This is a genomic window from Variovorax sp. 05L425 (assembly GCF_056397705.1).
On the sequence record NZ_JBFTNY010000040.1, the window covers coordinates 1 to 23604 of the forward strand.

Consider the following 23604-nt stretch of genomic DNA (forward strand, 5'->3'; position numbering starts at 1 on the left):
CTTTGCGACTCGTGCAACCACTCTGGTCCTAAAACAACCCTGCGTTTGCGCGATGAGACCACTGGATGACTCCGTCACGCTGATGCCGACCGCACAGCCGCTGTTCGGCATACTCGCGAATCAAAGCCGTTTGCACACAACCTCGGCCGTTCGGCGCCGGTTAGTGTCTCTCGAGGACAAAGTTAACTGGATAGTCTGCCCACATGGCGCTCGGCACACCATCGACCGTGCCGGGTTCGAAGCGTTGACATCTTGCCGCCTCCAGTACCGCGCGGTCCAACATATCAGAGCCGCTTGTATGAACGAGTTCAACCAACGAGACGGAACCGGTCGGCTCGACCATCACTCGCGCCACCACCTTCCCCTGCAAGCCACTGCGCTTCGCCTCGACGGGATAGCGCGGCACGCAACTCGAATCGCGGGCAACGGTTGGCTTGGCCACCTCTTGTGCTGAAGCACAACAACCAATGACAAAGGACGAAACGACAAGAAGGGATGAGACTGTTCGCATGGAAATGACCGACGGCTGCTTTTGTCCGATTGGCGCCGCGCTAACTATCCACCACCTTGCGCAGGACCATGTTGCGCTGCACGACGCGAAAGCCGCAGCTCTCGTAAAGTCGAGCGGCGTCGTGCGCATTGTCGGCATCCACGCCCAGCACGGATTCGTTCATGCCGGCGTCGCGTTGTGCATGTAGGGCCCTGGCGATGAGCGCGCGTGCCAACCCACGCCGCCGCCACGGCGCGCCGACGCTGATGAATTCGGTCTCGCCACGCCGGCGGTTCTGCGTCGTGTTCTGCTCTTCGTTGATAAACGGCTTCACCTGTCCGGCCACGCGACCGCTCTCGATGTGCCATGCCACCTGCCACAAATGCGGCTGGAAGGTCGGCAGCGTCGTCCAGCGCTCGAAGTCGCCTGGCTTGGGCGGTGCGACACCCCAGTGTCCCTGCAAAGCTTCCATGTGGGCGTCGAAGATTGGGCGCAAATGTTCTGATTGCACCGGACGCACCTCGAAGCCTTCGGGCAGAGAGACGTCGGGTATGTCGTCGAGCGCGGGGCGCTCCATGAGCATGAAGTGGCGAGCGGGCACATAACCGGCACGGCGCAACATTGCTACACGGCCGGTTTCTCCCTCGGTCACGAAGACGTGATGCACGGACACACCGCCTTGGTCCCTTGCAAACTCGCGCTGTCGCATTTCCACCCAGCGCAGCAGTTCGGTGCCAATGCCGCGGCGCCGAAAGGCCGGATGGACGAAGCCGACCTGGGCCTGCGCCAGCCAGCCGTTCTCGTCCGTCCAGTGCGAGGTGCGCACGTACCCGACCAACTGGCCGTCGAGCTCGGCCATCACGATGTCGCATAGCGGGTCGAATTCAGTGAACCGGGCGTAATCTCGACGTATGTGTTCCGGCGTGCGAATCCACCCCATCTTGTCAGCCACAAACACTGCGTTGGCCACGTCCGCCATCGCAGGAAAATCGCTATCGCCGGCAAAGCATCGCAATCGAAGGCCTAGTGGAATTTTTTCACTCATCGCAGCAGAAGTCCGCTCCCGGGCCGATTGTTGTCCCCACCTCGGTCAGTGCGCACACGCTCACGATGGCATCGTTGTGAGCCTGCGACGAGGGTCCGTTTTTGGCCGCACAGAGACTTTCCCTTGCAGCATCCACCTACTCGGGCGAAGCCATCCTGCGCCAAACCAGGGCCAATACGACCTCGACGCCTCGAATGACCATCGGCGCGGTGCTTAGCGTCAGCTGGTTTTCCTGAAGGTCGACGAACCGCCGGACAGTCCCTCCTTGCCAGTTGGGAAGGCGGGCTACGTCGGTGTGATGGAGGACTTCGGCGGCGGCCTTGTCGAACTCATACCTACCCGCATAGGCTTCAAGGCCTTCAAACGCCTCCTTGATTTCGTCCAGAGTCCCACCGGTCGGGTCATCTGACACGAAGCGTGTACGGTCAGGTTTGGTCAACACCGCAGCGACATGACCGTCCGCTGTATAGATGAGACGTCCTGTTGGCTTCGGCCCCCAAGGCTCGCGAACCTCGCCTCCGTCCGCACGACGTGCAACAAACGAGACCAGAGACCAAGTACCTATGAGGTCGCTCGTAGTCATCCCGTACTCCTAAGTGCCATTCGGTCTTGACATTTGCGTCATCATGTCGCAATTGGTCTCCGGTTGGAACGACCGGTTCTGGCCGGCTGCGGGCCCTGCCCGTCAACTCTCGGGGTCGTACCCGAACTCGCGGAGTTCCTGCGAGCAGCGGCAAGCTTTGGCGATCTTTGCAGCCCACAGGATGGCGGCTTCGCGCGACGGAAGCTGCAGGACACAGAAGCCGCCGTCGAAATCCTTCGTCTGGGGATAGGTTTCGGTTGTGACCGCGCCGTCTGAGGCGACCATGAGCGGTGCGACATCTTCGTTGATGCCACCACCGAAGACGTACACGCCTGCAGCCTTCGCCTCGCGTATGACCTCGCGCGCAGCTTCACCCACGGCGGCGAGGTCCTGTACCGGGACATCCATCGCCCTTGCAGGAAAGGAGATAAGGAATTTCGTGATCATTCGGTCCTTCGGTTGAGTTCGGTGCGCAGGCCGCTGGACCGATTGCCATCGGGGCGCGAGGCGGCTACGTGGTTGACCGCTTCTGGGCCGGGTTCGGAAGTCTAAAGGGGAGCTGCCAACCCGGCGACCCCAGGGCCGCGCACCTCGGCGTCCGAGCTTGAGCCGGCTATCCGAAGGAACAGCCATTCTCACCATGCGGCAAAAGTGCAGAAATGGTGCCGCACTCGACAAGTTGTAGCTGAGGCGCGACAGGAATTTGCGCCCCCATATCTGTAAGTGATGCCGTGCCCGAGTGAATGTTGTGGTCGCTTTCAGCAAGCGCCATTCATATCAGATGGTTGTCGACGTCGCTTGAGCCTACGACGGCTGGTCAGCCCGGCGCCACCGACCAGAATCCGGCCATACATTGGCCCGTGCGCCGTCAAGCCAGACTTGCTCTTCATCCAATTGCGACGAAGTCGAAGGGTCGATGTCGAAGGCGACATGGAGTGCGCGTCCGACCTGGGCGTCCTCGATGGGAAGCTCCCATGTCAGAAACACCTGGGTGCAGTCCTGATCGGGGCCGAAATCGGCCGCATCAAAGCCGCCGCCGCCGCGCTTGATGACGGCGTGCGGTTGGCCGGTATCGAAGATCACGGCCGTGCCCCTGGCAAGGGGGATCCGATGACCGGTCGCGGGGTAGTGCAAGTCCAGCCCCTTGTCCTCGCTCAGGAATAGATTGCAGAAGGCCGCACCACCATAGTGTTCGCCGTCATGATGGTACTTCGCGCCGCGGCAAGCCATCAGGGCGACGTCGGAAGTGACGAGCACCTCCTGCAGACCGAGCGAACGCGTCCATTCAGACACCGCATGCACGCAGTGCCGATAGTCCGGCCAGCGCATGCGCGCACGCGCCAGAGGCAGGGCCTCGACGTCGCCGGGTTCCAGGCTCATTCGCAGTGATATCTCTCTTTCCCAATCCGCCACCAGCCTTGCGGGGGGAGCAGGTATGTCGACCGTGCCCGACAGCACGACATCGCTCACGCTTCGACTGCGGATGGCATCGCCACTCCAGAAATAGGAAGTGAGGCGGCCAGGTACGCGATGCGGTTGAGTGGAGTGGGTCATCTGATTCCGGACCGAGCGCGGCCCTTTGCGCCGAAGGGGTTTCCCCGGCAGCGCCCTCGTCTTAGGATGCGCAGTCCGAATGGAGAAGCGCCATGCCCACCTACCAGTATCGTTGCGCGAAATGCGGTGAGATTTTCGAGCACGTCGAGCACGTGGCCGAGCATGAGACGGCTCGACTGCGTTGCCCCAAGTGCGGCAGCGAAACCGTTCAGCACCAGCCGACGCAGTTCTTCGCGAAGACTTCCAAGAAAAGCTAGGGCTCTCGGCCATCCGGCATCAGGCCTTCAGCGTGTTCTTGTGGATCTTGCCGTCCTTCATGACGATGAGAAGGCTGGTTTCGGGAGTCGCCAACAGCGCGATGTTGTCGAGCGGGTTGCCATCGACGAGCAACATGTCCGCATAGGCGCCTTCCTCGAGGACGCCGAGCTTTCCTGGATAGGGATTGCGTGGCCCCGACAGCCCCAGCAGTTGCGCATTGACGGAAGTCGCCATGGTGAGGATTTCGCTGTTGGAGTACCACCGCGTCAGGTGCGCGAGCATCGTGCCTTGCCGCCTTGCCAGCGCAGGCGCGAACAACATGTCCGAACCGAACGCCGTCTTGATCTTGTGCTTTTTGGCCAGCTTGTAGGCGTTGTCCGTGCCGGCGAAGACCTGAAGTGCCGCAACGCGATTGGGTCCGGTCAATACGCCCGTATCTTCTTCGGTCAGGAAAGGCTGGATGCTCAGCCAGACGCCCTTGTCCGCCATCATCTTCGCCGTCGTCTCGTCCATGAGGTGCGCATGTTCGATGCATTGCACGCCTGCCGCGAGGGCGCGTTGGACCGTGGTCGGCGCGTAGGCATGCGCGGCGACGTAGGTGTTCCAGTCCCGCGCGACCTCGACGCCCGCGCGCAACTCGGCCTCGGAGAGCGTCGTCAGGTCCAGCGGGCTGCGCGGCGAAGAGACACCGCCGCCGGCCACGAGCTTGACCTGTGATGCGCCCTGCGTCAGTTGCTCGCGCACGCGCAGCCGAATCTCGTCCGGGCTGTCGACGATCGCCGCAGCGCCCGTTTTTTCAACGAAGCTCGGGACCCCCGGAGCGCGCGGAACCTCGGACAAGGGACGCAAGTCGCCGTGGCCTCCGCTGCCCGTGATCATGGCGCCGCTCGGGTAGATGCGTGGCCCGACGACAAGACCTTCATCGATTGCCTGCTTGAACGCGAAAGCCGGGCCGCCGAGATCGCGCACCGTCGTGAACCCTCGCATCAGCGTCCGCTCGGCCTCCCCGGCGGCGGCGAGATGGATATAGCCGATGTTCCCTTGCAGCAGGACCGGCAAGGGCAAGGCCGCAAACATCGCGTGCCAATGCGCGTCGATCATCCCCGGCATGAGCACGCGGCCACCGCCGTTGATGACCTGGGCGCCCTCGGGCGCCGCCGGCGTGCCCGTGCCGACGCCCTTGATGCGGTTGGCCTCGACCAGAAGGTACATGCCATCGCGCAACGAAGCTGACTTGCCGTCGAAGAGGCGCACATTGGTGAACATCACGGGCCGCGGCGCCGCAGGCGAAGCGGATTGCGCCAGCGCACGAAACGGAAGGCCGAGCGATGCGATCGAGGCTGCCATGCCGACGACGAATCCGCGGCGCGACAGGTCCGCGTTGATGCGGTTCGTCAGCGTCTGGACTTCAGGACGATGGCAAAGACAAACGGCGCGCCGCACCACCGTGTCGTCTGTCAAGGATGCGCAGGCATACATGGATCAAATCTCCGTTGCAGTGAAACAAGGTCCTCCACGGACTCGCCATCCTAGGCGGCGGAAGCGATCCCGCAAGGGCAACCTCGCGTGTTGACGACAACCGGCAGTTGTCGTAGCAGCCCCGGAGACCAGTCAGAACCCGGTCAGGGTCGCGAAACTCGGGTCGACCCAAAGACGCTCACTGGAAGCTGACCGTGTTGGCAATCAGCACCCCGTCGATCACCTGTGTGCCCTGGACGTTCACCTTCACGCCATTGCCCAGGTTCGCGGCCGTGCCGTTGGAGAACACGACGCCGGGGCCGCCGGCATTCACCGGTTGCCCCTTGACGCGGAAGTCGGAAGGCGACTTGTAGGCGCCGACGGGACCGATGAGATTGAACGATGCCGGGCCGCCGGTACCTGGCACGTTGCGGATCTTGAGGGTCGTTGCCTTGAGAACGCCGTTGGACACCACGCCCCCGACGATCACCTTCACCCCATTGCCGATCCCCTTGGCAGGCCCGCCCGTGATTTGCGCCGCACTCGCGTCGACCGGGAAGCCGAGTACGCTGAACGCGCCCAGTCCCGCGTAGTCCGTGACGACCCCTTCCAGGTGGGCGGTCGTGGCGTTCGCCATCGGCACGGGATACCACCACTGCACCAGCGTGGCAGCGAGGCGACCCGGCGAAGCAACGTCCGCGCGCACGCGGACGATGGTTCCGTTGGCGAGCGGACGGCCGTCCAGGCTTCCGCTCAGAACCGCGCTGCCATAGTCGACCACAAGACCGCCGAGCATGAAGGTATGGCCCATCTCGTCGAGGTTCTGCACGGTGCCCGAGAGAATGGGCGCGGAAGGATCGCGTTGCTCGATGCGTGTTGCACGTATCACGCCAGGCCCCGCCGGCAGGCCCCAGACCTGCAAGGTCTTGCCGAGCGGAATGGCGGCAAGCCCGGATGCGTCAGCCCAGACGGTGGCGTCGTCCGTTGTGACACGCGTGCCGAGGATCACGAAGCTTCCCTGTGCCTGGTCGAGCGATTCGACCTGACCGCGCACGTCCGCAGCGGAGTCGACTCGACGGGCAATGCCGCTCGCGAAATCCGCGTCGACCGGGCCGGTCACCTTCGCCGTCATGCCCAATTGAATCCCGTTTTGAGCGTCCTCGACAGCGCCGACGGCGGTGTTGGTGTCATAGCGAAGGCCGTTGACGAAGATGCTTCCCGCGCCGTCGACCGCACCGACGCCGACCGCATCGGCGGTGGTCACGCCGGTGCCGCCGGAGCCGACGCCCGATCCGTCATCACCGCCCGAAGCGGTCGTCGTGCTGCTGTCCGCGCTGGCTGCAATGCCGCCAAGACCGTTGCCTCCGGCGCTCGCGTCCATGCTCGAACCGCCGACGGGGTCGGTCGCGCCGGCGCCAGGACCCCCGAGCGCCGATACGCTCAAGCCTCCTCCCCCGCCACCGCCACCGCCTCCTCCGCATGAAAGCAGCAGCGCGGCGAACAACGACAGCAGGCCATGGCGCAGAAGGAATTTCGTCATGCTTTTCGTCCGGATGGTTCCGAGGCATCGGGCGACGCGGCAACGCCCTCGGCCGCCGCGTCTTCGTAGAAGGTGTAGATGCCGACCCGAATGCGCCCCGAATCCCGCTTGTGCGCAGCTTCGAAGGCGCGTCTCATCTCCTGAGTCAACTCGTGGTGAAGGCCACCCCAGCGTTCGCGCGCGAGTCGATGAATGCGCTCGCATTCCTCCAGCGAGATGCCGGCCGCGAACACCGATCGCTCGAGCATCGGCGACTTCCCGCCAACAGTGTTCGACACACCGGCCAGCAGGTGATCACGCGTGTTGTCGCCCAGGAATGCCAGCATGGCTTTCAAGTCGCTGGCCGGCACGAAGCCGGCGACAGCCAACTCCACGGTTCCATCGTCGTGATCGATCGCCATGTTCAGGCGCACCAGCTCGTCCAATATGGCCCGATGATGGACGTTGCCGCGGCTGGCACGTCGCGCAACGGCCTCGAACGATGGCTTGGACTCTTCTTGCGATGCGATCGGCAGTGACCGGCAGGTCGGGTCGTTCGAGAACATCTCCAGCCACAACGTCAACGTCTTGGCTTCCACGGACATCTCGGTTTGCGGCAAGGAAGCCTCCTCCGCACCGCGCACCCAAGTGGTCACCACCTTGCGGTTCAAGCCCGTCGTGACGGACAACTGGCTGATATTGGGTTCTGTTCCCTTCGCCAGCCACGCGCGGCGCGCTTCGTCGACCAGGACGTCGCGCAGCACTTCCTCCAAGTGGGCGTGCTTCACGCCAAAAGACAGCGCAAGCCTGACCAATGGATGCAGGACGCGCGCGCAAGCCTCCAGTACCCAAGTGAGCTGGCCTTCCCTGGCTTGAATCATGGGTTGTCGCAGCACCCGCCGGGCCCGATCGTGCGTGGCGTTCTTCGATGCAGTCCGTTTCATGACCATGGCATTGGAGCCGAGTTGCGGTCCGACAACGCAATGTTCTTCGTCGAGGCCAGATGCCGTTAACCACCGGTTACCGATGGACAGCGACTTCAGCCCCTGTCTGACACCCAGGCTCTACCCACTATAGGACAAGAGGACTACAACTGTGACGTTTTCACATTTTTCTCACCGGAGGATGCGATGCCAAATCCTGCCACACGCCAAATCAAGCTGATGACTCGACGCACGAAGCATTCGGCCCTCGATGCGCGCCACAGAAGCGCGAAGACGCGGGAAATGTTACCTCCGCGTGCCATGAGCGCGCGCAGGGCGCGGGTCGCCGCGATGCGCGCGAGGGAGGCCGTTCACGCGCGCATCGTTTCCGCGTTCCGCCAAAGCATCGAGGGCCTCGGGCCGGGGCCTACCGACCTCGATCTGCAATTGTTCGCAAGGCTCGCCGTTCACGAGCAGCGACTGAAGCGTGGCTTCGGCAAAGCCAAGGTGCAAGGTCCGTGCGCCGGCGGACCGGCGCGATGAATCCCAGATCCATTCCATCTCCAGGAGAACGTCCGTGACAACCGCCGCCATTTTTCCCGTCGAATCTCCGGTCCGGTCGAACGACATCGCCTTTGGAAGCATCGTCGACCTCGCGCGGATCCAAATCTGGAGCCCCTCGGCAGAGGTCTGCGACGCATGCAACACCATCAACGCGCGTTCCGCACGCTTCTGCAAATGCTGCTCGCACAAGTTGCCAGCGTTCTATGCGGCCGAAAACGGCGCCAAGCGCACGCGCCACGCGGTGTCGGTGTGGCCCATTCTCGGTGCGCCTGAGCGCGAATGGGCGATCGATTTCGCGGCGTTCTCGGTCGTGATCGGTTCGCTCGTGGTCGTCACGGCGTTCATATCGATCCCGTGAATCGCCTGGCTCGGCTGGAGTCGAGAAATGACAAAGTTCTGCGAATCCTGTCACACGCCCAACAGGGACCGCGCCAAGTACTGTGGCGGGTGCGCAGGGAAGTTTTCGGGCATCCGCACCCTTGCAAGCGCCTTCGGCCCCACCACACCTGTTGTTGGCGCGGCACTGGCCATGCCACGCCAGCAGTCACTGGCCAACGTCCCTGCCTCGTGGCAGATCGCCGCGAACCACCAGCCCATCCGACGGATTGAGCTGTCGACGCGCCTGGATGCGCCCGTCGTTCTGATGTTGATCGTCATCGTCCTGTCGAGTGCCGCGTTCGTCCTCTGGTATTGGAACCGCACCGCGGACTACATTCTTCCGCCGGCCCGGCAGGCATCTTTCCAATCGCCGGCCACGGTTGCACCTGCGACGCCGGCACCTGCAGCCGCAGCCATTGCGATTCCTGAGCCGGCACCTGCTGCGGCGGCGCCGACCGCATCGAACGACGAAGTCGAACCCACACAGGCCCGGCCCGAGGTTGCCGCCGACGATGCAACGGAGAGACATGCACAAGCACCGGCGCCCACTGCAGCGGTGCAGAACGCTCGGCCTCGACATCGTGTGGATGCCGATGCCTCGCCATCCGTCAAGCAAGAGATCGCACGCACCAAACCTCGCACGTTCGCAACAGAGCGTCGGGGAGTACCCGTGGCGATGTCTCTGGAAGCGCAACCTCCGCCTCCCGTCGAACGGCCGCGAGTGGACAGTCCCCCGACTTCACCTCGTGCGCGATCGCTGTCTCAAGCCTCCGCCCGGCCTGCGATGGGCGGCACGGCGCATTGCGATCCCTACAACCCGTTCGGCGAAGCGGTCTGTGTGAACGTGACTCAGCCTTCAGGACAGGTGCCACAGTCCCAGGTCGGGACGAACGGCGCATCTCCTGGACAGGCCCAACGGGGAACTGCGATTTCGAAAGGTCTTGCCGCCATAGGCGGATTCGCGGCCGCCATTGGCCCTGAGGCCGGCGCGGCGGCCGGCGGCGGCGGTGGCGGTGGCGGTGCTGCTGCTGCTCCTGGTGCTAGTGCTGCTGCGGGCCCAGGTGGCGGTGGTGCCGGCCCAAGTGGCGGTGGACCCGGCGCTGGCGGTGGTGGACCCGCTGGCGGTGGTGGACCCGCTGGCGGTGGTGGACCCGCTGGCGGTGGTGGACCCGGTGGCGGTGGTGGACCCGGTGGCGGTGGTGGACCCGGTGGCGGCGGTGGACCCGGTGGCGGTGGTGGACCCGGTGGCGGCGGTGGACCCGGTGGCGGTGGCGGACCCGGTGGCGGTGGCGGACCCGGCGGCGGAGGCGGACCCGGTGGCGGTGGCGGACCCGGCGGCGGCGGCGGACCCGGTGGCGGCGGCGGACCCGGTGGCGGCGGTGGACCAGGCGGCGGTGGCGGACCCGGCGGCGGCGGCGGTGGACCAGGCCGTTGAATGTCGCCGCAGCTGCACTTCGTGCGGATGAGCACCCTCACTTCGGCGAGCAACCCGGAGGTGGACGGCGGCCACTCGGCGAACTGATCAGCTGTCTACCTGGCAAGAATCCACGCAGCGATCTTCGGGACAACGTCGCGATCAAGCCCATTGAAGCCGTGATAGGCCATGGCCTCGCAAGCGTCGCCTTTGTTCTCTCCGCCCTCGATGGTCAATAGCGCCTTCCTTGGCGAGCTTTCGAGCTTCGCCACGAGTGAGGGCGCGGCGGCATACGGACAGAGCGCGCAGCCATCTTGCGCGTGATGCACGACGAGCACGGGGACCCGGATCTTTGCCAGCGGCATTGCCGGGACAGGTCGGCTCTTGTCGTCAACGAGGATGGTCGAACTCAGGACGATGCCGTCCGGTCCTTCCGGGCCGGAAAGCTCGGTGGCGATGTACGCCGCGGATTGCGTACCGCGACTGGTGCCCACAAGCCACACGGGCACTTTCGATTGCTCCCGCATCCATGCAATCACCGCCTTGATGTCCGTCACATGCTCCGGCTTCTGGCGAAAGCCGCCGAGGTAAGGCGGATTCTGGCGATCGGACGGGGCATCGACAAGGGCGACCATGAGCCCCTGGTCAGCAAACAGTTGCCGCGTGCGGACGAGGAAGTTCCCGGCGCCCCACTTGAACGAACCATTCGGGTAGATCTGCAGCCCGCCGTGTCCGCCCGCAAACAGGATCACGGCAGCCTTCGTCGTGGGCGGCGACAGCACGAGCATTCGCTGCGTCACCCCGGGCCGGGTGGGAATATCGACCACCTTCTCCGTGGTCTGCGCCTGGACCTGCGAAGCCAGTGCGATGAGAAAGCCCACGACCCAAGATTTCGTGACGTCGAACATCGACTTACTCCAGCAGTTCGCGACAGCCAAGGTCTTCGACGGCCAGGTGAACACGCTCGAAGTTGTTCCACCAGATCACGGGAGGAATTCCGTTCGCATGCTGCCAGACAGGGGTTGCGATCAGCCAGAGCAGGGACAGTCGGTAGTCGTCCTGCAACGCGCGCCGGTCATAGCCCTGCACGCCGCGCGCGGTCAATTCATCATGAAAGCTGTCGAGCAGGCGGGTCTCGAAGCGATGGCGCAATTCCGGGTACCACTGCTGGGCCATCATGCATGCCAGGTCATCCGATCCCATGTCGACGCGCCAGGCATCCCAATCGAACAACCTGCCTCCATCCTTTGCGCCATCGCGCGGCAGAAAGCAGTTCCAGACGTGCGCGTCGCCCTGGATGATGGTCATGTGGCGATGCGTTTGATAGCGCGCAGCCAGTCGCGGCGCGGCGTCGAACAGGCACTCGTAGAGCGCGCGCCGATCATCGGAAAGCCGATCGCCCATTTCGTCGGCGAAGCGCGCAAATTGCGCCGCGAGATTCTTCGTCGCTTCGTCGGCAGCGCCCGCATCCTGCCAGGAGCCGATCGTCACGCCGAGTCGCGGGTCGTCCCACCATGCGGCCTGGAATCGGGCGCGTGTGCGGACGATGGCCTCGCACTGTGCAAAGGTCGGTGGCACGGGCCAGCGGGTCGCAACGAGGTGCGAGTCGTTGAGGTCTTCGAGCAGCAGATGCCAAGTGCCCGTGTCGGCATCCGATTGGGCGTCGAAGCAACGCGGCGTGATGCCCGCGGGCATCGCAGGCGCAAGGTCCCGATAAAACGCGACTTCGTGCCGGCCGCCAAACCATGGACCGCCCGGGCGCTCTGCCAGGCCAGCTTTCAGGATGAGCGTTGTGGGCGCAGCGGCGGCCGCGTCGGCATACGCGAGGCGCAATCTGAAGATGTGCGAGAGCACGGTCGCGAACGACGTCTCGATCGTCACGTCGGCCACACGACCCTCGTCGAGCACTCCGGTCTTGCGCAGCACCCCGGTGAGGTAAGCAGGCTCGGCTGCTTTCGGCAACGTCATGCAAGCCACTGTACGTCGAAAACGTGATGCCCCGACGGCGGCATGTCCAGGAACAGGCCACGTGCAAGCAGGTCGTCGCCCGGCCGATCGAAGACTCGCATCGGGGCTTGGGGCGGCTACTGCTGCACGGCCCTCAGTACTGTCCACCCGGACTCGATGTGCTTGCGCATTGCCAGTACCGCGGCGGACACATCTCCACACGCAAGCGCCGAGAGGATCTCATCATGTTCCTTGACGGCATCGCCACCGCGCCCTTCAGCGGCGTTGATCAGGTCGAAGGGATAGCGAGCCCAGAGAATCTGGACGAAATGCAGCGTTTGAGGCATCGCGGCGATGTCATACATGCGTCGATGGAAGCGATAGTTCACGCCGCGCGCAGTCGCGCGATCGCCGGTTGCAAAAGCATTGGCGAACTCGTCGGCAAGACTTCTCAACTCCGCGAGGTTTTCTGACGTGGCTCTCTCGGCCGCGCCGCGCACCAACTGCGCCTCGAGCATCAGGCGCAAGCTCAGGATCTCACCGGAGGCTGCGGCGTCGAACGGCACGACGCGGGCGCCACGATACGAATCGCCGCTCACGTAGCCCTCTGCCTCCAACAGCTTGAGCGCCTCGCGCACCGGGGTGATGCTCAGGTTCAATTGCTCCGCGATCTCTGCCTGTTTCAGGCGCGAGCCACGCTGATAGACCCCGGAAATGATCCGCTCCCGGAGGTAGTCTGCGACCTGTTCTTCTTTGGTTCGGTATTCCATCTCGAGCCGCCGGCCGTCCCGCCGAAGCCGAACGAAGTTTCTCCGTAGGTGTCGCCGGAAAGCAGATGCCTCATGGCCCGCTCCCTCTGAACGGCCTCGGCATCGCTCGGCTCGGGCCGATTCTAAGCGGGTGCATGTCCCATGGCGCTGGCGGCGATCTGACGCGCCCTTTCCACCACCGGACGGTCGATCATCCTGCCATCCAGCGCCGTGGCGGCCCCGCCGCTGGACTCGAATGCAGCCAGGACGCGCTGCGCCCACGCCCTTTCCTCCTCTGAGGGTGCAAAGGCCTCGTTCACCGCACCGACCTGCGCGGGATGGATGCAGAGCTTGCCGCTGAAACCGAGCTGCCGCGACCGCAGCCCATCCGAGCGCATGCGCTGCGGGTCGGAGAAGCCGACGCTGACCCCGTCGATCGGCGCCGACAGTCCTGCCGCACGCGACTGCAACACGATCTGCACGCGAACGGAGGTCATCGCATCCCCCTCGTCGGCCATGCCACTGTCGACTCCGAAGTCCACGCTTCCAAATGCGATGCGGGAAAGGCCTCTGACCTTGCAAAGCTCGTGAAGATCCATGTAACCAGCCACCGTCTCGAGCAAGGCGACGACAGGCCGTTCCGGCAACGCCGCCACCGCGTGGGCCAACGAAAGGCGATCTGCCTTGGGCAGCATCACCCCCGCGTGCGGAAAGCCCTGGAGCATGTCCAGGTCCTTTTCGTACCACTCGGAGTCTGCGGCATTGATACGCACGAGGGCGCGGCTCCCTCGGGCAAGCCACCCGGCCACTGCATCGCGTGCCGCGGGCTTGGCGTCCGGTGCGACGGCGTCCTCGAGGTCCAGGATCACCTGGTGTGCGCCGCAAGCCTCGGCCTTCTCGAATCGATCCGGCCGGTGCCCCGGCACGAACAGGAAGCTGCGATCCGTGCGCGACATGATCCTGCTCCCCTCACTCAAACGTCACGTCTTGCGATGTGGTCAGCCGGCAGAACCGCTTGAGCCCGGCAATCGCCTGATCGTGCTCTTCGGTCGACAGGGCGCAGCAGCAGTCCTCGAGCACCACGATTTCATAGTCGCGGTCATGGCCTTCGCGCACCATCGCCTGCACCACCGCGTTCGTCGAGATTCCCGAACAGTAGATGCGCCGAATCCCGTGGGCGCGCAGGACGGCCTCCAGCGAAGTGCTGTAGAACGGGCTCACGCGATGCTTGACGATGTCGAAGTCGTTCGGCTGCATGCCGAGTTCCGGGTGAACTTCGGTGCCCCAGGTTCCGAGCTTGAAGATGCCGTTCTTGCGGGCCCCCGAGAAGATCGGCGAGTTGGGCGGGCATTCACGGTAGTCCGGCGAGAAACCCACCCGAACAAAGCCGATGGGCACTCCGGCGTCGCGCGCCCTGCGCACGGCGTCACGCGTGTTTTCGATGACGCGCCTTGCGCGCACCTGTTCGCCGTAGGCGGCCTTGCCGTTGGGCCCGTCCGCATGGACGAGATCGTTCTCCATGTCGAGCACGAGATAGATGGAATCCTTCAAGAGATGCTCCTTTCGTTCAGGTCAGCGCGGGTCACGCCCGGCCGGTCAAAGAATGATTTCACGCGATTCGAGATCGCCACGCTGCGCGCTGGTGAGGCCCAGCAATTCCCCGAACACGTAGTCCTCATCCTGGCCGAGGGTGGGCGTCAGGCGGCGTATGCCGACCTCGTTGGTCCGGCTGAACGTTGCGGGCGCCCCGACCGCAAGCCGCGTGGGGATGTCCGGCGCACTGACGGGGACGAGCGCTCCACGGCTGCGAAGGTGAGGGTCGTCGGCGATGTCCTGCATGTTCCAGGAAACGTGTGCGGCCACACCCGCTTGTTGCAGCCGTACCGCGGTCCCATCCGCCGTGCAGTGGGACAGCCAGGTCTCCACCAGTTGATCAAGTGCTGCGCGGTGCGCTCTGCGTCCCTCGGCACTCGTGAAGCGAGGGTCGTCCGTCGAGCAGCCCAGAACTCGTTGCAGCGCAAGCCAATCCGCGTCATCGCGCACCGCCAGTGTCAACCAACGATCAGGCTCGGCCGTCGCATAGATGCCGTGAGGTGCCATCACCGGATCGTCGTTGCCCGATCGAATCGGCTGGTCCCCAGCGCTCGCCTGTACGAGCGCATCCCCGATCATCGCCGAGGCCACTTCGCGTGCGGCCAGGTCGACGTGCTGCGCCTTGCCTGTCCGGCGCCGTTGATGCAGCGCTGCCATCGTGGCCAGTGCCGCATGCATGCCGGCCGAATGGTCCATCACGTGTCGCATCTCCACGGGCGGCCCGTCTGTGTAGCCCGTCATCCATCCGAGTCCGCCCCACGCGCCGAACAATGGCGCATAGCCCGCGAAGTGGGAATCGGGGCCGCTCTGGCCACTCGACGAGAGCGATAGGAGCACGATGTCGGGCTTGGCCTCGCGCAGCGTCTCGAAGTCGAGGCCCAGACGCTTCATCACGCCGGGCCTGAAGCTCTCGGCCGCGATGTCTGAAAGCGCAACGATGCGTTTGGCCAGCACCACAGCCTCCGGCTGCTTGAGGTTGAGCCGCACCGACAGCTTGTTGGCCGAGACCTGATCGAAGGTCGCCGCCTGCATGCGGCCGTAGACGGCATGGGGCTTGCGAAAGGCATCGGGCCGCGTGCGACTTTCGATCTTGATGCATTCCGCCCCCAGCTGCGACAGCATGTGCGTGCAGAACGGACCTGCCGCGTGAATTGTGAAATCGGCGATGCGCACACCCGCCAAGGGGGCTCGGGCCTGCTTCATGCCATTTCCTTTTCGTTCATCTCGCCCAGCGCCGGCACCATTCCGCCTCGCTCGAGCGGCGTACAGCGGAACTGGAATGGCGCGACCAGCACGTCCACCTCGCGCCCGCTTTCGAGCGTCGTGCGTCCGAAGAGTCCCCGCGCCGACTCGTGGTCGCCATCGACGACCTCCGAGGGGCTGCGGTACCTGGCGGCGGGCACGCCGAGCTCCTGCGCTCTTTCGACAATCTCTTCCACCGAGTGAAGTGCCATCCATTCACGAATATGGCGATTGAGTTCGTCGCCGCGACGGCTGCGCTCGAGCGGATCGCACAGCGCTTCGTCGAGGGCCCATTCAGGCCGCCCCATCAGCTCGACCAGGCCGCTCCACTGCCGGTCTTCCAGGGTGAGCAGTTCGAGGTAGCCGTTGCGGGTCTCGAACACGCCGCCGTATCGGAATCGCCGGGTGGTTCGGTGTTCGAGCGATCCGTCGCCCAGACGCTGCAGCGCGAACGCGCCCACGGCCAGCACGGCGTCCTGCACCGACACGTCCACGAACTGTCCGCCGCATTCCGGCACGGCCCACCAGGCCGCCAACGCACACATCGCGGCGGTGCTGCCGCCCTGGTAACCCGCGAAATGGCCATAGATCTTCAATGGCGGGCGGTCGGGGAAGAGCTCGTTCGACAGCCCGTTGGGCAACAGGAAGCCCTCGCCTCCCGCGTGCAACAGGTTGACCTCCTCGCCGCACCACTGCGCCTTCGGACCACTGGCGCCGAACGGCAGCACACTCACATGAACGAGGCGAGGGAAGCGCTCGGCCAGCTCGCGCGGATCGAGGCCCTGCGCGTCACGCTGCCGCACCGGCGTGTCGTCGATGAACATGTCGGCGCGAGACAGCTCGCGAGCAAGGATCGCCACTCCGCGGCTCGATTGCAGATCGGCCACGAGACTTCGCTTTCCCAGCGCGAGGTAGGCAAAGAGTGCGCTGTCGCCCGAGCCGTCGAGGAGCGGTGGCGCCTGACGCAGTGGCGAGCCCTGCGGAGGTTCCAGCATCACCACCTCCGCTCCCATGGCGGCCAGCAGGCGCCCGGCGTAGGCTGCTGCCACCGAGCGAGATCGCTCGACGACACGGCAGCCCGCCAGCGGCAGGCCCTCCCGGGACGACAGATCGTTGGATTGCATGCGCACTTCCTGCCTTGGCGTTGTGTCTCAGCGAACCACGGGCAGTTCGAGGTCCACGCCCGAGCCATCGATGAACGCGGGCCGCTTCACGTCACGCGACGGCAGCGCGACGGTCGCGAGGCCGGGTGTCGTGACCTCGCCGCGCTGGTTGACGGCGGCGATCTCGATGTCCACGAGTCCGATGTTGTCCTTGACGTACTTGCGCACGACCTTGCCCTTGCAATACGTGGTGTCGCCGACGATGTTGAAGCGGCGCATCTCGGTGCGCACGCGCTTGAGGACGCCCGCATCGCCCATCCAGTTGGTGACCAGCGAACACATCCACGCCGAACGCTGCGGGCCGTAGTCATAGGTGCCAGGCACCCCCACCTCCTTGGCAACCGATTCCCGATGGTGGCCGATGCCCGTGTACTCGACGCCACCGCCAGCCTCGGGGTTGCGGAAGAAATGCCCTGGGTGCCTGACCGCGGCCTGCAGGACCACGCCATGCGTGTGGCCACGGCCACAGCCGACCAGGAAGCCCATCGTGTCCATCAGCGACAGCGGACCGCGCGCGATCGTCGGAAGCTCTTCCCCCTCCCGCACCTCTTCCCAGTAGCGCACGTTGGCGCCCCGAACGTTCTTCGGCTCGTCGAGGACGATCTGGTCGATGCGATCGCGCTCCTCGTCCGAGTACTCGTGCTGCTCGATGTCCTTGTACTTGCCGGTATCGCGCGCCGCCTTGCGCTCGTGGCGCGTGCAGGTCCCCAAGGCGCGAGCCACGAGTTCGCTGCGCTGGTTGTAGTAGCAGGCTTCGACGTACTGCAGGACCAGGCGCCCCGAGAACTTGCTTTCCTTCTCCTCCACGCCGACCACCCGCTCGATCGCCGAGATGCGGTCGCCCGGACGCACGTGACGGAACAGTTCCCAGTCGTTGCCTGCGTAGAAACCGTGCACGCCCGGCAGTCCCCAGCGGGTGCGGCCGAGCCAGCCGTAGGCCATGGGGAACATCGGATGGGCCACCATCGATCCGTAGCGGGTCGCTGGGCCATAGCCGGCTTCCCGGTAGAGCGGGTTCAGGTCGCCGATGCCGTTGCACCAGTTGCGCAGCGTATCGGCCGACGCGTCCTGCAGGTAGGGCCCCTCGGGGCGCAGATGCAGGCCGATCATCGCCTTGGCTGCGGCGATGGCCTCGTCGGTGATGACGCCCTCTGCAGGGCGATTGCCGACGTCGGATTGGGGAGGGGTTGCGATGGCAGTGCTCACGGTGTTGCTCCTAAAGGGCGGGTTGAAATACAAATGCAGAATGCATTCTTTTTGAAAAGCTGATGATCCCTGAGTGGCTGGTCTCTTATTCGCTGCGAATTCCGGCGGCCTGGATGATGGCTCCCCACTTTTGGCGCTCGGCTTTCACAAAGCCGGCCAGTTCGGGGGGCGACATGTACTGGGGCTCGACGCCGATCTCCAAGAGCCGGTGACGGACCTCGGGCCGCTGCAGCGCACGCTGCATGTGCGCGCTGAACTTCCGGATGACCTCCGGCGGCGTTCCTCTCGGGGCAAAGAATGCATCCCAAGCGACCACGTCGAAGCCGGGAACGCCCTGTTCGGCGACCGGCTTGACTCCCGGCAGCATCTCGCTCGCGTGCAGGGACGTGATGCCCAACGCACGCAGCCTGCCGCTCGCGATGTAGGTCCGCGAAGCCGTCACGGTGTCGATGACCAGCGGAATCTGTCCCCCGAGGACATCGGTCATCGATTGACCCGAAGCCTTGTAGTTGACGGCGAAGAGCGGTGCCTGCGCGTCCTTGACGAACTGCGCGAACACCACCTGGGCAGTCGTGCTCGGCAATCCGACATTCAGGGTATCGGGCTTGGCGCGAGCTCGTCCAATCAGCTCGGCAATGCCGTTGGCAGGGAGTTCCGGCGCCGAGGCGCACAACACCATCGGCAGCAGCCCGATCATCCCGACCGCTTCGAGGTCCGTGGCTGGACTGAATCCCGGGTTCGAGAACAGGAATTCGTTCGCCGCATTGGTGGCGTTGGTTCCAAGCAGGAACGTGTACCCGTCCGGCACCGCCTTGGCCGCGGCGGCCGCGCCGATGTTGCCACCCGCACCGGCGCGGTTTTCGATGACGAAGGGCTGATTCAGCGTCTTCTGCAGCTCCTGCGTCAGCAACCGGGTCAGGACATCCGCGCCCTGACCTGCCGCGTAGGGCACGATGACGCGAATGGGCCGGTCGGGCCAGTTCGGCTGGGCGATGACCGGAAAGCCGATCGATCCCGCCGATGCGGCGAGCATCGCGGCGCCGGCGCGCAGCAGCCCCCGGCGATGCACGCGGGGCGTGTGGTCGGTCATTGTCATGACTGTCATTCCCCGTTGTTCAGGCCACGAGCGCCAGGCCCGGGCGAGGCCACCGGGCAGCGAAGAGCTGGCCGTAGCCCGACAGCGTGATGAAGGCGGTCTGCCGGTCCTCACCACCGAAGCAGATGTTGGTGCAGTAGCCCTCGGGCGCCTCATGGAACTCGAGCAATTCACCCTGAGGCGAGAACACGCTGATCCCGCCGCGCACGAGCGTGGCCACGCAGATGTTGCCGCCCTCCTCGACCGCCAGCGAGTCGAAGCGCTGGAAGCCGGGCAGGCCATGCACCAGCCGCCCTCCATTGGGCGAGGGCCAGGGTTCATGGCCCAGCTCGCCGGGTCCGAGCACCGGATACGACCAAAGCCGGCTGGTCTCCGTTTCGGACACATACAGCGTGCGGCCGTCCGGTGACAGTCCGACACCGTTGGGCGTGAGCACCGGGTGCGCGACTCGACGGATGAAGCGGCCATCGGTGCGCGCGTAGTACACCGCACCGCGCATCATCCGGTCCTCGTGGGTCTTGCCGAAGTCGGTGAACCAGAATCCGCCCCGCGCATCGAAGACGATGTCATTGGGCCCGTGCAGCGGGATGCCGTCGCAGTGCGTGTACAGCATCTCCACGGCGCCCGTGGCAAGGTTCACGCGCTGGATCGCGCCACCCTCGTAGTCGGCCGCGGGCCCCGTGGGCCGCGTGAAGCCCGCGTCGGTGCGCCAGCTGAAGCCGCCGTTGTTGCAGACGTAGCAGTGGCCATCGGGCCCGAGCGCAGCGCCGTTGGGACCTCCTCCGAGCTCCGCCGCGACCTGCACTGCACCATCCGGCTGCACGCGCATCAGCCGCCCACCCTCGATCTCCACCACCAGCACGCTGCCGTCGGGCAGCGCGACCGGCCCTTCGGGGAATCGGAGCCCTTCGGCGATCACACGACCTTGCAGCTTCAATTGCTTCATCGCTCTTCCTTGATGGCTATGCATGCGCCGCCTGCGCCGTTTCTTCGCGCGCGCCCAGATAGGCGTCGATCGCGCGCTGGCGACCTTCACGGCTGCGCAGGGCCTGTTCGTCGAGTTCGCCCACGATGTGCCCATGGCGCATCACCCAGGCGCGCGTGGCCAGCTTGGCCGCCGCATGAAAGCTCTGCTCCACCAGCAGCGCGCTGAGCTTGTGTTCCCTCTGGATCGCAGCCAGGCGCTCATACACGCGCGCCACCAGCAGCGGCGCCAAGCCCAGCGAGGGCTCATCCAGGAGCAGCAGGCGCGGCGCCGACATCAGCCCGCGACCGATGGCCAGCATCTGCTGCTCGCCGCCGCTGAGCAGCCCCGCTGGCGCCTTCAGCCGATTGGCGATCTCGGGAAAAAATTCGAGCACCATCTGCTGACGCTGCGCCCGCGTGCGGCCATCGACGAAGTACGAACCGAGCGTGAGGTTCTCCGCCACGCTCAGGTCGGTGACGATGGCGCGGCCCTCGGGCACGTAGACGATGCCGGCACGAAAGCGTTGCGCGGTATTGAACTGCGAAACGTCCCGACCATCGAAGATCACGCGGCCCCGTGCGGGCTCCAGCCCGGCGATGGCCTTGAGCGTGCTCGACTTGCCCGCGCCATTGGCGCCCAGCAACGCGGCCACCGAGCCGGCGCCCATCGCCAGCGAGATGCCGTGCACCACCGGACCCGCGCCATAACGCACGCTGAGATCCTCGATGCGCAGCAATTCGGCGCCGGCTTCACTCATCATCGTCTCCAAGGTAAACCTTGACCACCTCGCGATTGCCCCGGATCTGCCCGGGGCCGCCCGAGGCCAGAAGCCTACCCACATTGAGCACGTGGATGGTGTCGCACACCTCCATGATCAGGTCCATGTCGTGCTCGACCACCACCAGCACCAGATCGGGCGCGCGCAGCTTCTTGAGCGCGTCGGACAGGTCACGTGTTTCCACCGAGTTCAGGCCCGCAGCGGGTTCGTCCAGCAGCAGGACGCGCGGCTTGCCCGCGATGGCACGTGCGATCTCGGCCAGCCGCAGCACACCGGGTGGCAACTGCGAAGGCGACGCGTCGGCGACCTGCGCGATTCCCAGCCGCGCGAGTGCGGCCAGTGCCAACGCGCGATGGCGGGTGCGTTCGGCCTTGCCCCGGGCCAACGGCAGGAACGCATCGAGCCACCCGGCGCTGGATTGACGGTCCAGCCCGATCGAGACGTTCTCGATGACCGAGAGTTCGGGGCACAACGCCACATGCTGGAAGCTGCGCGAGAAGCCCAGTGCCGCGCGTCCTGTCGGCGGCACACCCTTGAGTCCCACCTCCCCGAGCCGGATGCTGCCCCCCTGCGGTGAATAGAGCCCCGTGAGACAGTTGAAGAAGCTGGTCTTGCCAGCCCCGTTGGGACCGATCAGGCCCGTGATCTGCCCGGGCATGAGCGCGAGGCTGATGTCCTGCAGCACATGGTTGCCGCCGAAGGAGAGCGACAGGCCCTCCACCCTCAATGGCACCGCCTCCATCACCGCGGCGTTCATTGCGTGACCTTCGTGCTCCGCACTGCGGTGCGAGCTTGCTTGGGGCGGCCCGGCGCGGCGCTCATGCATGGCCTCCTTCGAGGCGCTGGCGCAACGATGCGGGCAGTGCATTGACACCCAGCACCACCGCCAGCAGCGCGCCGCCGTACAGGATCGGGACCCAGTCGCCGGCACCTGCCAACAGCAGCGGCATCAGCGTGAGGAACAGGCCACCGATGAAACTGCCGATGAAGGTCAGCGAATACAGGCTCACCACCGAACCCACCAGCAGGAAGATCGACGTCCACAGCGTGAAGCTGTTCGGAGACACCGTCGAGGAGCTGAACGACAGCAATGCCCCGCCGACGGCCGCGATGGCCGCGCTCAGCGCCATGCAGGACAGTCGTGCCCAGCTGCGCCGCACGCCGAAGGACTCGGCCGCCGGTGCCGAGGTGCGGATGAGCAGCAGCGCCATGGCCTGGCGAGAGCGGCGGAAGTGCCGCAGCAGCATCACCACGGCCGCCAGGCCCGCCAGCGGCAGGTAGTAGCGCTGCAACTCGCGCGAGACGCCCGGCAGCGCATCGAGCTTGACGTACAGGCCCTCGTAGCCTCCGGTCGCACCGGAGAAGTACAGCAATACCTCGGGCAACGCGAGCGCCAGCGCCATCGTCGCGACCGCCAGGTAGATGCCCGACAGGTTGCGCGAGGGATAGGCGAACACAATGCCCAGAACGGCACCAGCCATGGCGGCCAGCGGCAGGCTCACCAGCAGCGAGAGTCCCAGGTACTTCTCCACCATCGCCACCACGTAGGCGCCCACGGCGGCAAACACCCCGTGGCCGATGGACACTTCCCCACCGTAGCGAACCACAAGGCTCACCGACAGGATCACGATCGCGTTGGCAAAGCACAGGCCCAGCGTGAACGTCCAGTAACCCGCGGCCACCAGCGGCAGCACCGCCAGTGCCAAGCCGATCGCGATGCCGGCCCAGGGGAGCCGGCGCGCCGAGGTCGTCGCCGGTGCCGTCGAGTCCACGGGTGCCGCAACCATCACGGCCGCCTCAGACACGGGCACCTCCCCGGACTGCCAGCACACCCTTGGGAAACAGGTTGAGCACCAGCAGCATGATCACCAGCATGTAGGTGTTGTTGAACTCCGCCGTCACGTAGAACGACAGCAGGTTCATCAGAACGCCCACGAAGATGCCCCCGACCACCGCGCCGGGCAGGCTCGTGAAGCCGCCCACCACGGCCGCGGCGAAGGCCTGCAGCATGAAGGACGCCACGCTCGTGGACGACAGGAACGTCGTGGGCACGATCAGCAAGGCGGCCACGAGCCCCAGCAGGCCTGCCACGACCCAGGAGAACAGATGGATCCTGCGCAAGCTCAGCCCGCAGACCCGGCTCGCGAACGGATTGGCCGAGACGGCACGGAACGCGATGCCCACGCGGGTCCGCTCGATCAACAGGTAGAGCACGCCAATCACGACCACCGTGACGCCCAGCACGGCGAGGTCATAGGACGAGATCCTCAAGGGCCCGAGCTGCGCGCGCCACGCGGGAAGCGGCAATTCGAGCGACACCACGTTGGAGCCGAAGATCAGCTGTGTGATCCCCTGGGTGATCAGACCGATGCCCAGCGTCGCGATGGTGCTGGTCAGGTCCGACTTGAACACAAGCGGCGCGAGCAGAAGGTACGTCATCGCCATCGCAGCCACCATGATCGCCAGCGCCAACATCACGGCTGCGCCCCAGGCCATGTTGCCCAGGAGGCCTGCCGTGAACCCGAACACGAGGAACGCCGCGAGTCCCGCGAGGTTGCCGTGCGCGAAATTCACCACCATCGAGCTCTTGTAGATCAGCACGATCCCGATCGCGCCCATCGCGTAAAGGCAGCCGCTGATCACACCCGCCCACACAAGACCCAGGACGTCAGCCATG

At 65.3% G+C, this 23604-nt stretch carries 26 protein-coding genes; 4 read left to right on the top strand and 22 right to left on the bottom strand.

Translation table 11 applies throughout. The features are described 5' to 3' along the window. Nucleotides 1–160: 160 nt before the first annotated feature. The 5 genes from AC1DN9_RS28380 to AC1DN9_RS28400 all read right to left on the bottom strand — a co-directional run bounded on the left by AC1DN9_RS28380 (nt 161) and on the right by AC1DN9_RS28400 (nt 3672). Complete coding sequence (locus tag AC1DN9_RS28380; RefSeq protein ID WP_478105554.1) at nt 161–511, bottom strand: energy transducer TonB; 351 nt, start codon at nt 509–511, stop codon at nt 161–163. Between the two features lie 40 nt (nt 512–551). Then, nucleotides 552–1469 (bottom strand): GNAT family N-acetyltransferase, encoded by a 918-nt coding sequence (locus AC1DN9_RS28385; RefSeq protein ID WP_478105556.1) that lies wholly within the window; start codon nt 1467–1469, stop codon nt 552–554. Nucleotides 1470–1671: 202 nt separating this feature from the next. Continuing rightward, nucleotides 1672–2118, bottom strand: coding sequence for a lipocalin-like domain-containing protein (locus AC1DN9_RS28390; protein ID WP_478105558.1), 447 nt, complete (start codon nt 2116–2118; stop codon nt 1672–1674). A gap of 102 nt (nt 2119–2220) precedes the next feature. Then, nucleotides 2221–2526 (bottom strand): YciI family protein, encoded by a 306-nt coding sequence (locus AC1DN9_RS28395; RefSeq protein WP_478105632.1) that lies wholly within the window; start codon nt 2524–2526, stop codon nt 2221–2223. A 396-nt stretch (nt 2527–2922) separates the two neighbouring features. Beyond that, complete coding sequence (locus AC1DN9_RS28400) at nt 2923–3672, bottom strand: hypothetical protein (protein ID WP_478105560.1); 750 nt, start codon at nt 3670–3672, stop codon at nt 2923–2925. 92 nt (nt 3673–3764) lie between these two features. Between AC1DN9_RS28400 and AC1DN9_RS28405 the strand changes: the two genes are divergently transcribed. Beyond that, nucleotides 3765–3929 (top strand): FmdB family zinc ribbon protein, encoded by a 165-nt coding sequence (locus AC1DN9_RS28405; protein ID WP_478105561.1) that lies wholly within the window; start codon nt 3765–3767, stop codon nt 3927–3929. A gap of 19 nt (nt 3930–3948) precedes the next feature. Here AC1DN9_RS28405 and AC1DN9_RS28410 read toward each other — a convergent pair whose 3' ends face one another. From AC1DN9_RS28410 to AC1DN9_RS28420, 3 genes are all read right to left on the bottom strand, one after another. Beyond that, a complete protein-coding gene (locus tag AC1DN9_RS28410) occupies nt 3949–5391 on the bottom strand; it encodes a metal-dependent hydrolase family protein (RefSeq protein WP_478105563.1) in 1443 nt (480 codons plus the stop codon). Between the two features lie 196 nt (nt 5392–5587). Further along, nucleotides 5588–6928: a DUF5666 domain-containing protein gene (locus AC1DN9_RS28415; RefSeq protein ID WP_478105565.1), complete on the bottom strand. Its 1341-nt coding sequence runs from the start codon at nt 6926–6928 to the stop codon at nt 5588–5590. Further along, entirely contained in the window at nt 6925–7851 is a 927-nt protein-coding gene (locus tag AC1DN9_RS28420) for a DUF6502 family protein (protein ID WP_478105567.1), read from the bottom strand. The genes AC1DN9_RS28415 and AC1DN9_RS28420 overlap by 4 nt, the downstream gene beginning before the upstream one ends. A 300-nt stretch (nt 7852–8151) precedes the next feature. Here AC1DN9_RS28420 and AC1DN9_RS28425 point away from each other — a divergent pair, with 300 nt between their 5' ends. The 3 genes from AC1DN9_RS28425 to AC1DN9_RS28435 all read left to right on the top strand — a co-directional run bounded on the left by AC1DN9_RS28425 (nt 8152) and on the right by AC1DN9_RS28435 (nt 10238). Next, nucleotides 8152–8373 carry a hypothetical protein gene (locus tag AC1DN9_RS28425; RefSeq protein WP_478105569.1) on the top strand — a complete coding sequence of 74 codons (222 nt, stop codon included), beginning with the start codon at nt 8152–8154 and terminating at the stop codon, nt 8371–8373. Nucleotides 8374–8407: 34 nt separating this feature from the next. Further along, nucleotides 8408–8752 (top strand): hypothetical protein, encoded by a 345-nt coding sequence (locus AC1DN9_RS28430; protein ID WP_478105571.1) that lies wholly within the window; start codon nt 8408–8410, stop codon nt 8750–8752. A 1039-nt stretch (nt 8753–9791) separates the two neighbouring features. After that, entirely contained in the window at nt 9792–10238 is a 447-nt protein-coding gene (locus AC1DN9_RS28435) for a hypothetical protein (RefSeq protein ID WP_478105573.1), read from the top strand. Nucleotides 10239–10302: 64 nt separating this feature from the next. Here AC1DN9_RS28435 and AC1DN9_RS28440 read toward each other — a convergent pair whose 3' ends face one another. The 14 genes from AC1DN9_RS28440 to AC1DN9_RS28505 all read right to left on the bottom strand — a co-directional run bounded on the left by AC1DN9_RS28440 (nt 10303) and on the right by AC1DN9_RS28505 (nt 23603). Beyond that, on the bottom strand, nt 10303–11094 hold the full coding sequence (locus AC1DN9_RS28440; protein ID WP_478105575.1) for an alpha/beta hydrolase: 792 nt from the start codon (nt 11092–11094) through the stop codon (nt 10303–10305). 4 nt (nt 11095–11098) lie between these two features. Further along, entirely contained in the window at nt 11099–12154 is a 1056-nt protein-coding gene (locus tag AC1DN9_RS28445; protein ID WP_478105577.1) for a hypothetical protein, read from the bottom strand. 116 nt (nt 12155–12270) lie between these two features. Then, the gene (locus tag AC1DN9_RS28450; protein ID WP_478105579.1) at nt 12271–12903 is read right to left on the bottom strand and encodes a GntR family transcriptional regulator; all 633 of its coding nucleotides are present in this window, start codon (nt 12901–12903) and stop codon (nt 12271–12273) included. Nucleotides 12904–13025: 122 nt separating this feature from the next. Further along, complete coding sequence (locus AC1DN9_RS28455; RefSeq protein WP_478105581.1) at nt 13026–13838, bottom strand: HpcH/HpaI aldolase/citrate lyase family protein; 813 nt, start codon at nt 13836–13838, stop codon at nt 13026–13028. Between the two features lie 13 nt (nt 13839–13851). Next, a complete protein-coding gene (locus AC1DN9_RS28460) occupies nt 13852–14433 on the bottom strand; it encodes a cysteine hydrolase family protein (RefSeq protein WP_478105583.1) in 582 nt (193 codons plus the stop codon). A 45-nt stretch (nt 14434–14478) separates the two neighbouring features. Beyond that, entirely contained in the window at nt 14479–15678 is a 1200-nt protein-coding gene (locus tag AC1DN9_RS28465; protein WP_478105585.1) for a CaiB/BaiF CoA transferase family protein, read from the bottom strand. Next, on the bottom strand, nt 15675–16841 hold the full coding sequence (locus AC1DN9_RS28470; protein WP_478105587.1) for a CaiB/BaiF CoA transferase family protein: 1167 nt from the start codon (nt 16839–16841) through the stop codon (nt 15675–15677). Before AC1DN9_RS28470 ends, AC1DN9_RS28465 begins: the two co-directional genes overlap by 4 nt. A 27-nt stretch (nt 16842–16868) precedes the next feature. Then, nucleotides 16869–18086: an FAS1-like dehydratase domain-containing protein gene (locus AC1DN9_RS28475; protein ID WP_478105588.1), complete on the bottom strand. Its 1218-nt coding sequence runs from the start codon at nt 18084–18086 to the stop codon at nt 16869–16871. A gap of 85 nt (nt 18087–18171) precedes the next feature. Further along, nucleotides 18172–19191, bottom strand: a complete 1020-nt coding sequence (locus AC1DN9_RS28480; RefSeq protein WP_478105590.1) for a Bug family tripartite tricarboxylate transporter substrate binding protein — start codon at nt 19189–19191, stop codon at nt 18172–18174. Nucleotides 19192–19201: 10 nt separating this feature from the next. Further along, nucleotides 19202–20128, bottom strand: a complete 927-nt coding sequence (locus tag AC1DN9_RS28485; protein ID WP_478105592.1) for an SMP-30/gluconolactonase/LRE family protein — start codon at nt 20126–20128, stop codon at nt 19202–19204. Between the two features lie 16 nt (nt 20129–20144). After that, entirely contained in the window at nt 20145–20906 is a 762-nt protein-coding gene (locus tag AC1DN9_RS28490; RefSeq protein ID WP_478105594.1) for an ABC transporter ATP-binding protein, read from the bottom strand. Further along, on the bottom strand, nt 20899–21753 hold the full coding sequence (locus AC1DN9_RS28495; RefSeq protein WP_478105596.1) for an ABC transporter ATP-binding protein: 855 nt from the start codon (nt 21751–21753) through the stop codon (nt 20899–20901). The genes AC1DN9_RS28490 and AC1DN9_RS28495 overlap by 8 nt, the downstream gene beginning before the upstream one ends. Beyond that, nucleotides 21746–22732 (bottom strand): branched-chain amino acid ABC transporter permease, encoded by a 987-nt coding sequence (locus AC1DN9_RS28500; RefSeq protein ID WP_478105598.1) that lies wholly within the window; start codon nt 22730–22732, stop codon nt 21746–21748. The genes AC1DN9_RS28495 and AC1DN9_RS28500 overlap by 8 nt, the downstream gene beginning before the upstream one ends. Next, nucleotides 22725–23603, bottom strand: coding sequence for a branched-chain amino acid ABC transporter permease (locus AC1DN9_RS28505; protein WP_478105600.1), 879 nt, complete (start codon nt 23601–23603; stop codon nt 22725–22727). Before AC1DN9_RS28505 ends, AC1DN9_RS28500 begins: the two co-directional genes overlap by 8 nt. Nucleotide 23604 lies beyond the last annotated feature (1 nt).

Coding starts and splice junctions, on each gene's coding strand:
- AC1DN9_RS28395 (WP_478105632.1), bottom strand. CDS start 2,526: ATGGATGTCCCGGTACAGGACCTCGCCGCCGTGGGTGAAGCTGCGCGC.
- AC1DN9_RS28440 (WP_478105575.1), bottom strand. CDS start 11,094: ATGTTCGACGTCACGAAATCTTGGGTCGTGGGCTTTCTCATCGCACTG.
- AC1DN9_RS28405 (WP_478105561.1), top strand. CDS start 3,765: ATGCCCACCTACCAGTATCGTTGCGCGAAATGCGGTGAGATTTTCGAG.
- AC1DN9_RS28425 (WP_478105569.1), top strand. CDS start 8,152: ATGAGCGCGCGCAGGGCGCGGGTCGCCGCGATGCGCGCGAGGGAGGCC.
- AC1DN9_RS28385 (WP_478105556.1), bottom strand. CDS start 1,469: ATGGCGGACGTGGCCAACGCAGTGTTTGTGGCTGACAAGATGGGGTGG.
- AC1DN9_RS28390 (WP_478105558.1), bottom strand. CDS start 2,118: ATGACTACGAGCGACCTCATAGGTACTTGGTCTCTGGTCTCGTTTGTT.
- AC1DN9_RS28380 (WP_478105554.1), bottom strand. CDS start 511: ATGCGAACAGTCTCATCCCTTCTTGTCGTTTCGTCCTTTGTCATTGGT.
- AC1DN9_RS28465 (WP_478105585.1), bottom strand. CDS start 15,678: ATGAAGCAGGCCCGAGCCCCCTTGGCGGGTGTGCGCATCGCCGATTTC.
- AC1DN9_RS28490 (WP_478105594.1), bottom strand. CDS start 20,906: ATGAGTGAAGCCGGCGCCGAATTGCTGCGCATCGAGGATCTCAGCGTG.
- AC1DN9_RS28445 (WP_478105577.1), bottom strand. CDS start 12,154: ATGACGTTGCCGAAAGCAGCCGAGCCTGCTTACCTCACCGGGGTGCTG.
- AC1DN9_RS28480 (WP_478105590.1), bottom strand. CDS start 19,191: ATGACAGTCATGACAATGACCGACCACACGCCCCGCGTGCATCGCCGG.
- AC1DN9_RS28470 (WP_478105587.1), bottom strand. CDS start 16,841: ATGCAATCCAACGATCTGTCGTCCCGGGAGGGCCTGCCGCTGGCGGGC.
- AC1DN9_RS28400 (WP_478105560.1), bottom strand. CDS start 3,672: ATGACCCACTCCACTCAACCGCATCGCGTACCTGGCCGCCTCACTTCC.
- AC1DN9_RS28415 (WP_478105565.1), bottom strand. CDS start 6,928: ATGACGAAATTCCTTCTGCGCCATGGCCTGCTGTCGTTGTTCGCCGCG.
- AC1DN9_RS28505 (WP_478105600.1), bottom strand. CDS start 23,603: ATGGCTGACGTCCTGGGTCTTGTGTGGGCGGGTGTGATCAGCGGCTGC.
- AC1DN9_RS28420 (WP_478105567.1), bottom strand. CDS start 7,851: ATGAAACGGACTGCATCGAAGAACGCCACGCACGATCGGGCCCGGCGG.
- AC1DN9_RS28495 (WP_478105596.1), bottom strand. CDS start 21,753: ATGCATGAGCGCCGCGCCGGGCCGCCCCAAGCAAGCTCGCACCGCAGT.
- AC1DN9_RS28485 (WP_478105592.1), bottom strand. CDS start 20,128: ATGAAGCAATTGAAGCTGCAAGGTCGTGTGATCGCCGAAGGGCTCCGA.
- AC1DN9_RS28455 (WP_478105581.1), bottom strand. CDS start 13,838: ATGTCGCGCACGGATCGCAGCTTCCTGTTCGTGCCGGGGCACCGGCCG.
- AC1DN9_RS28450 (WP_478105579.1), bottom strand. CDS start 12,903: ATGGAATACCGAACCAAAGAAGAACAGGTCGCAGACTACCTCCGGGAG.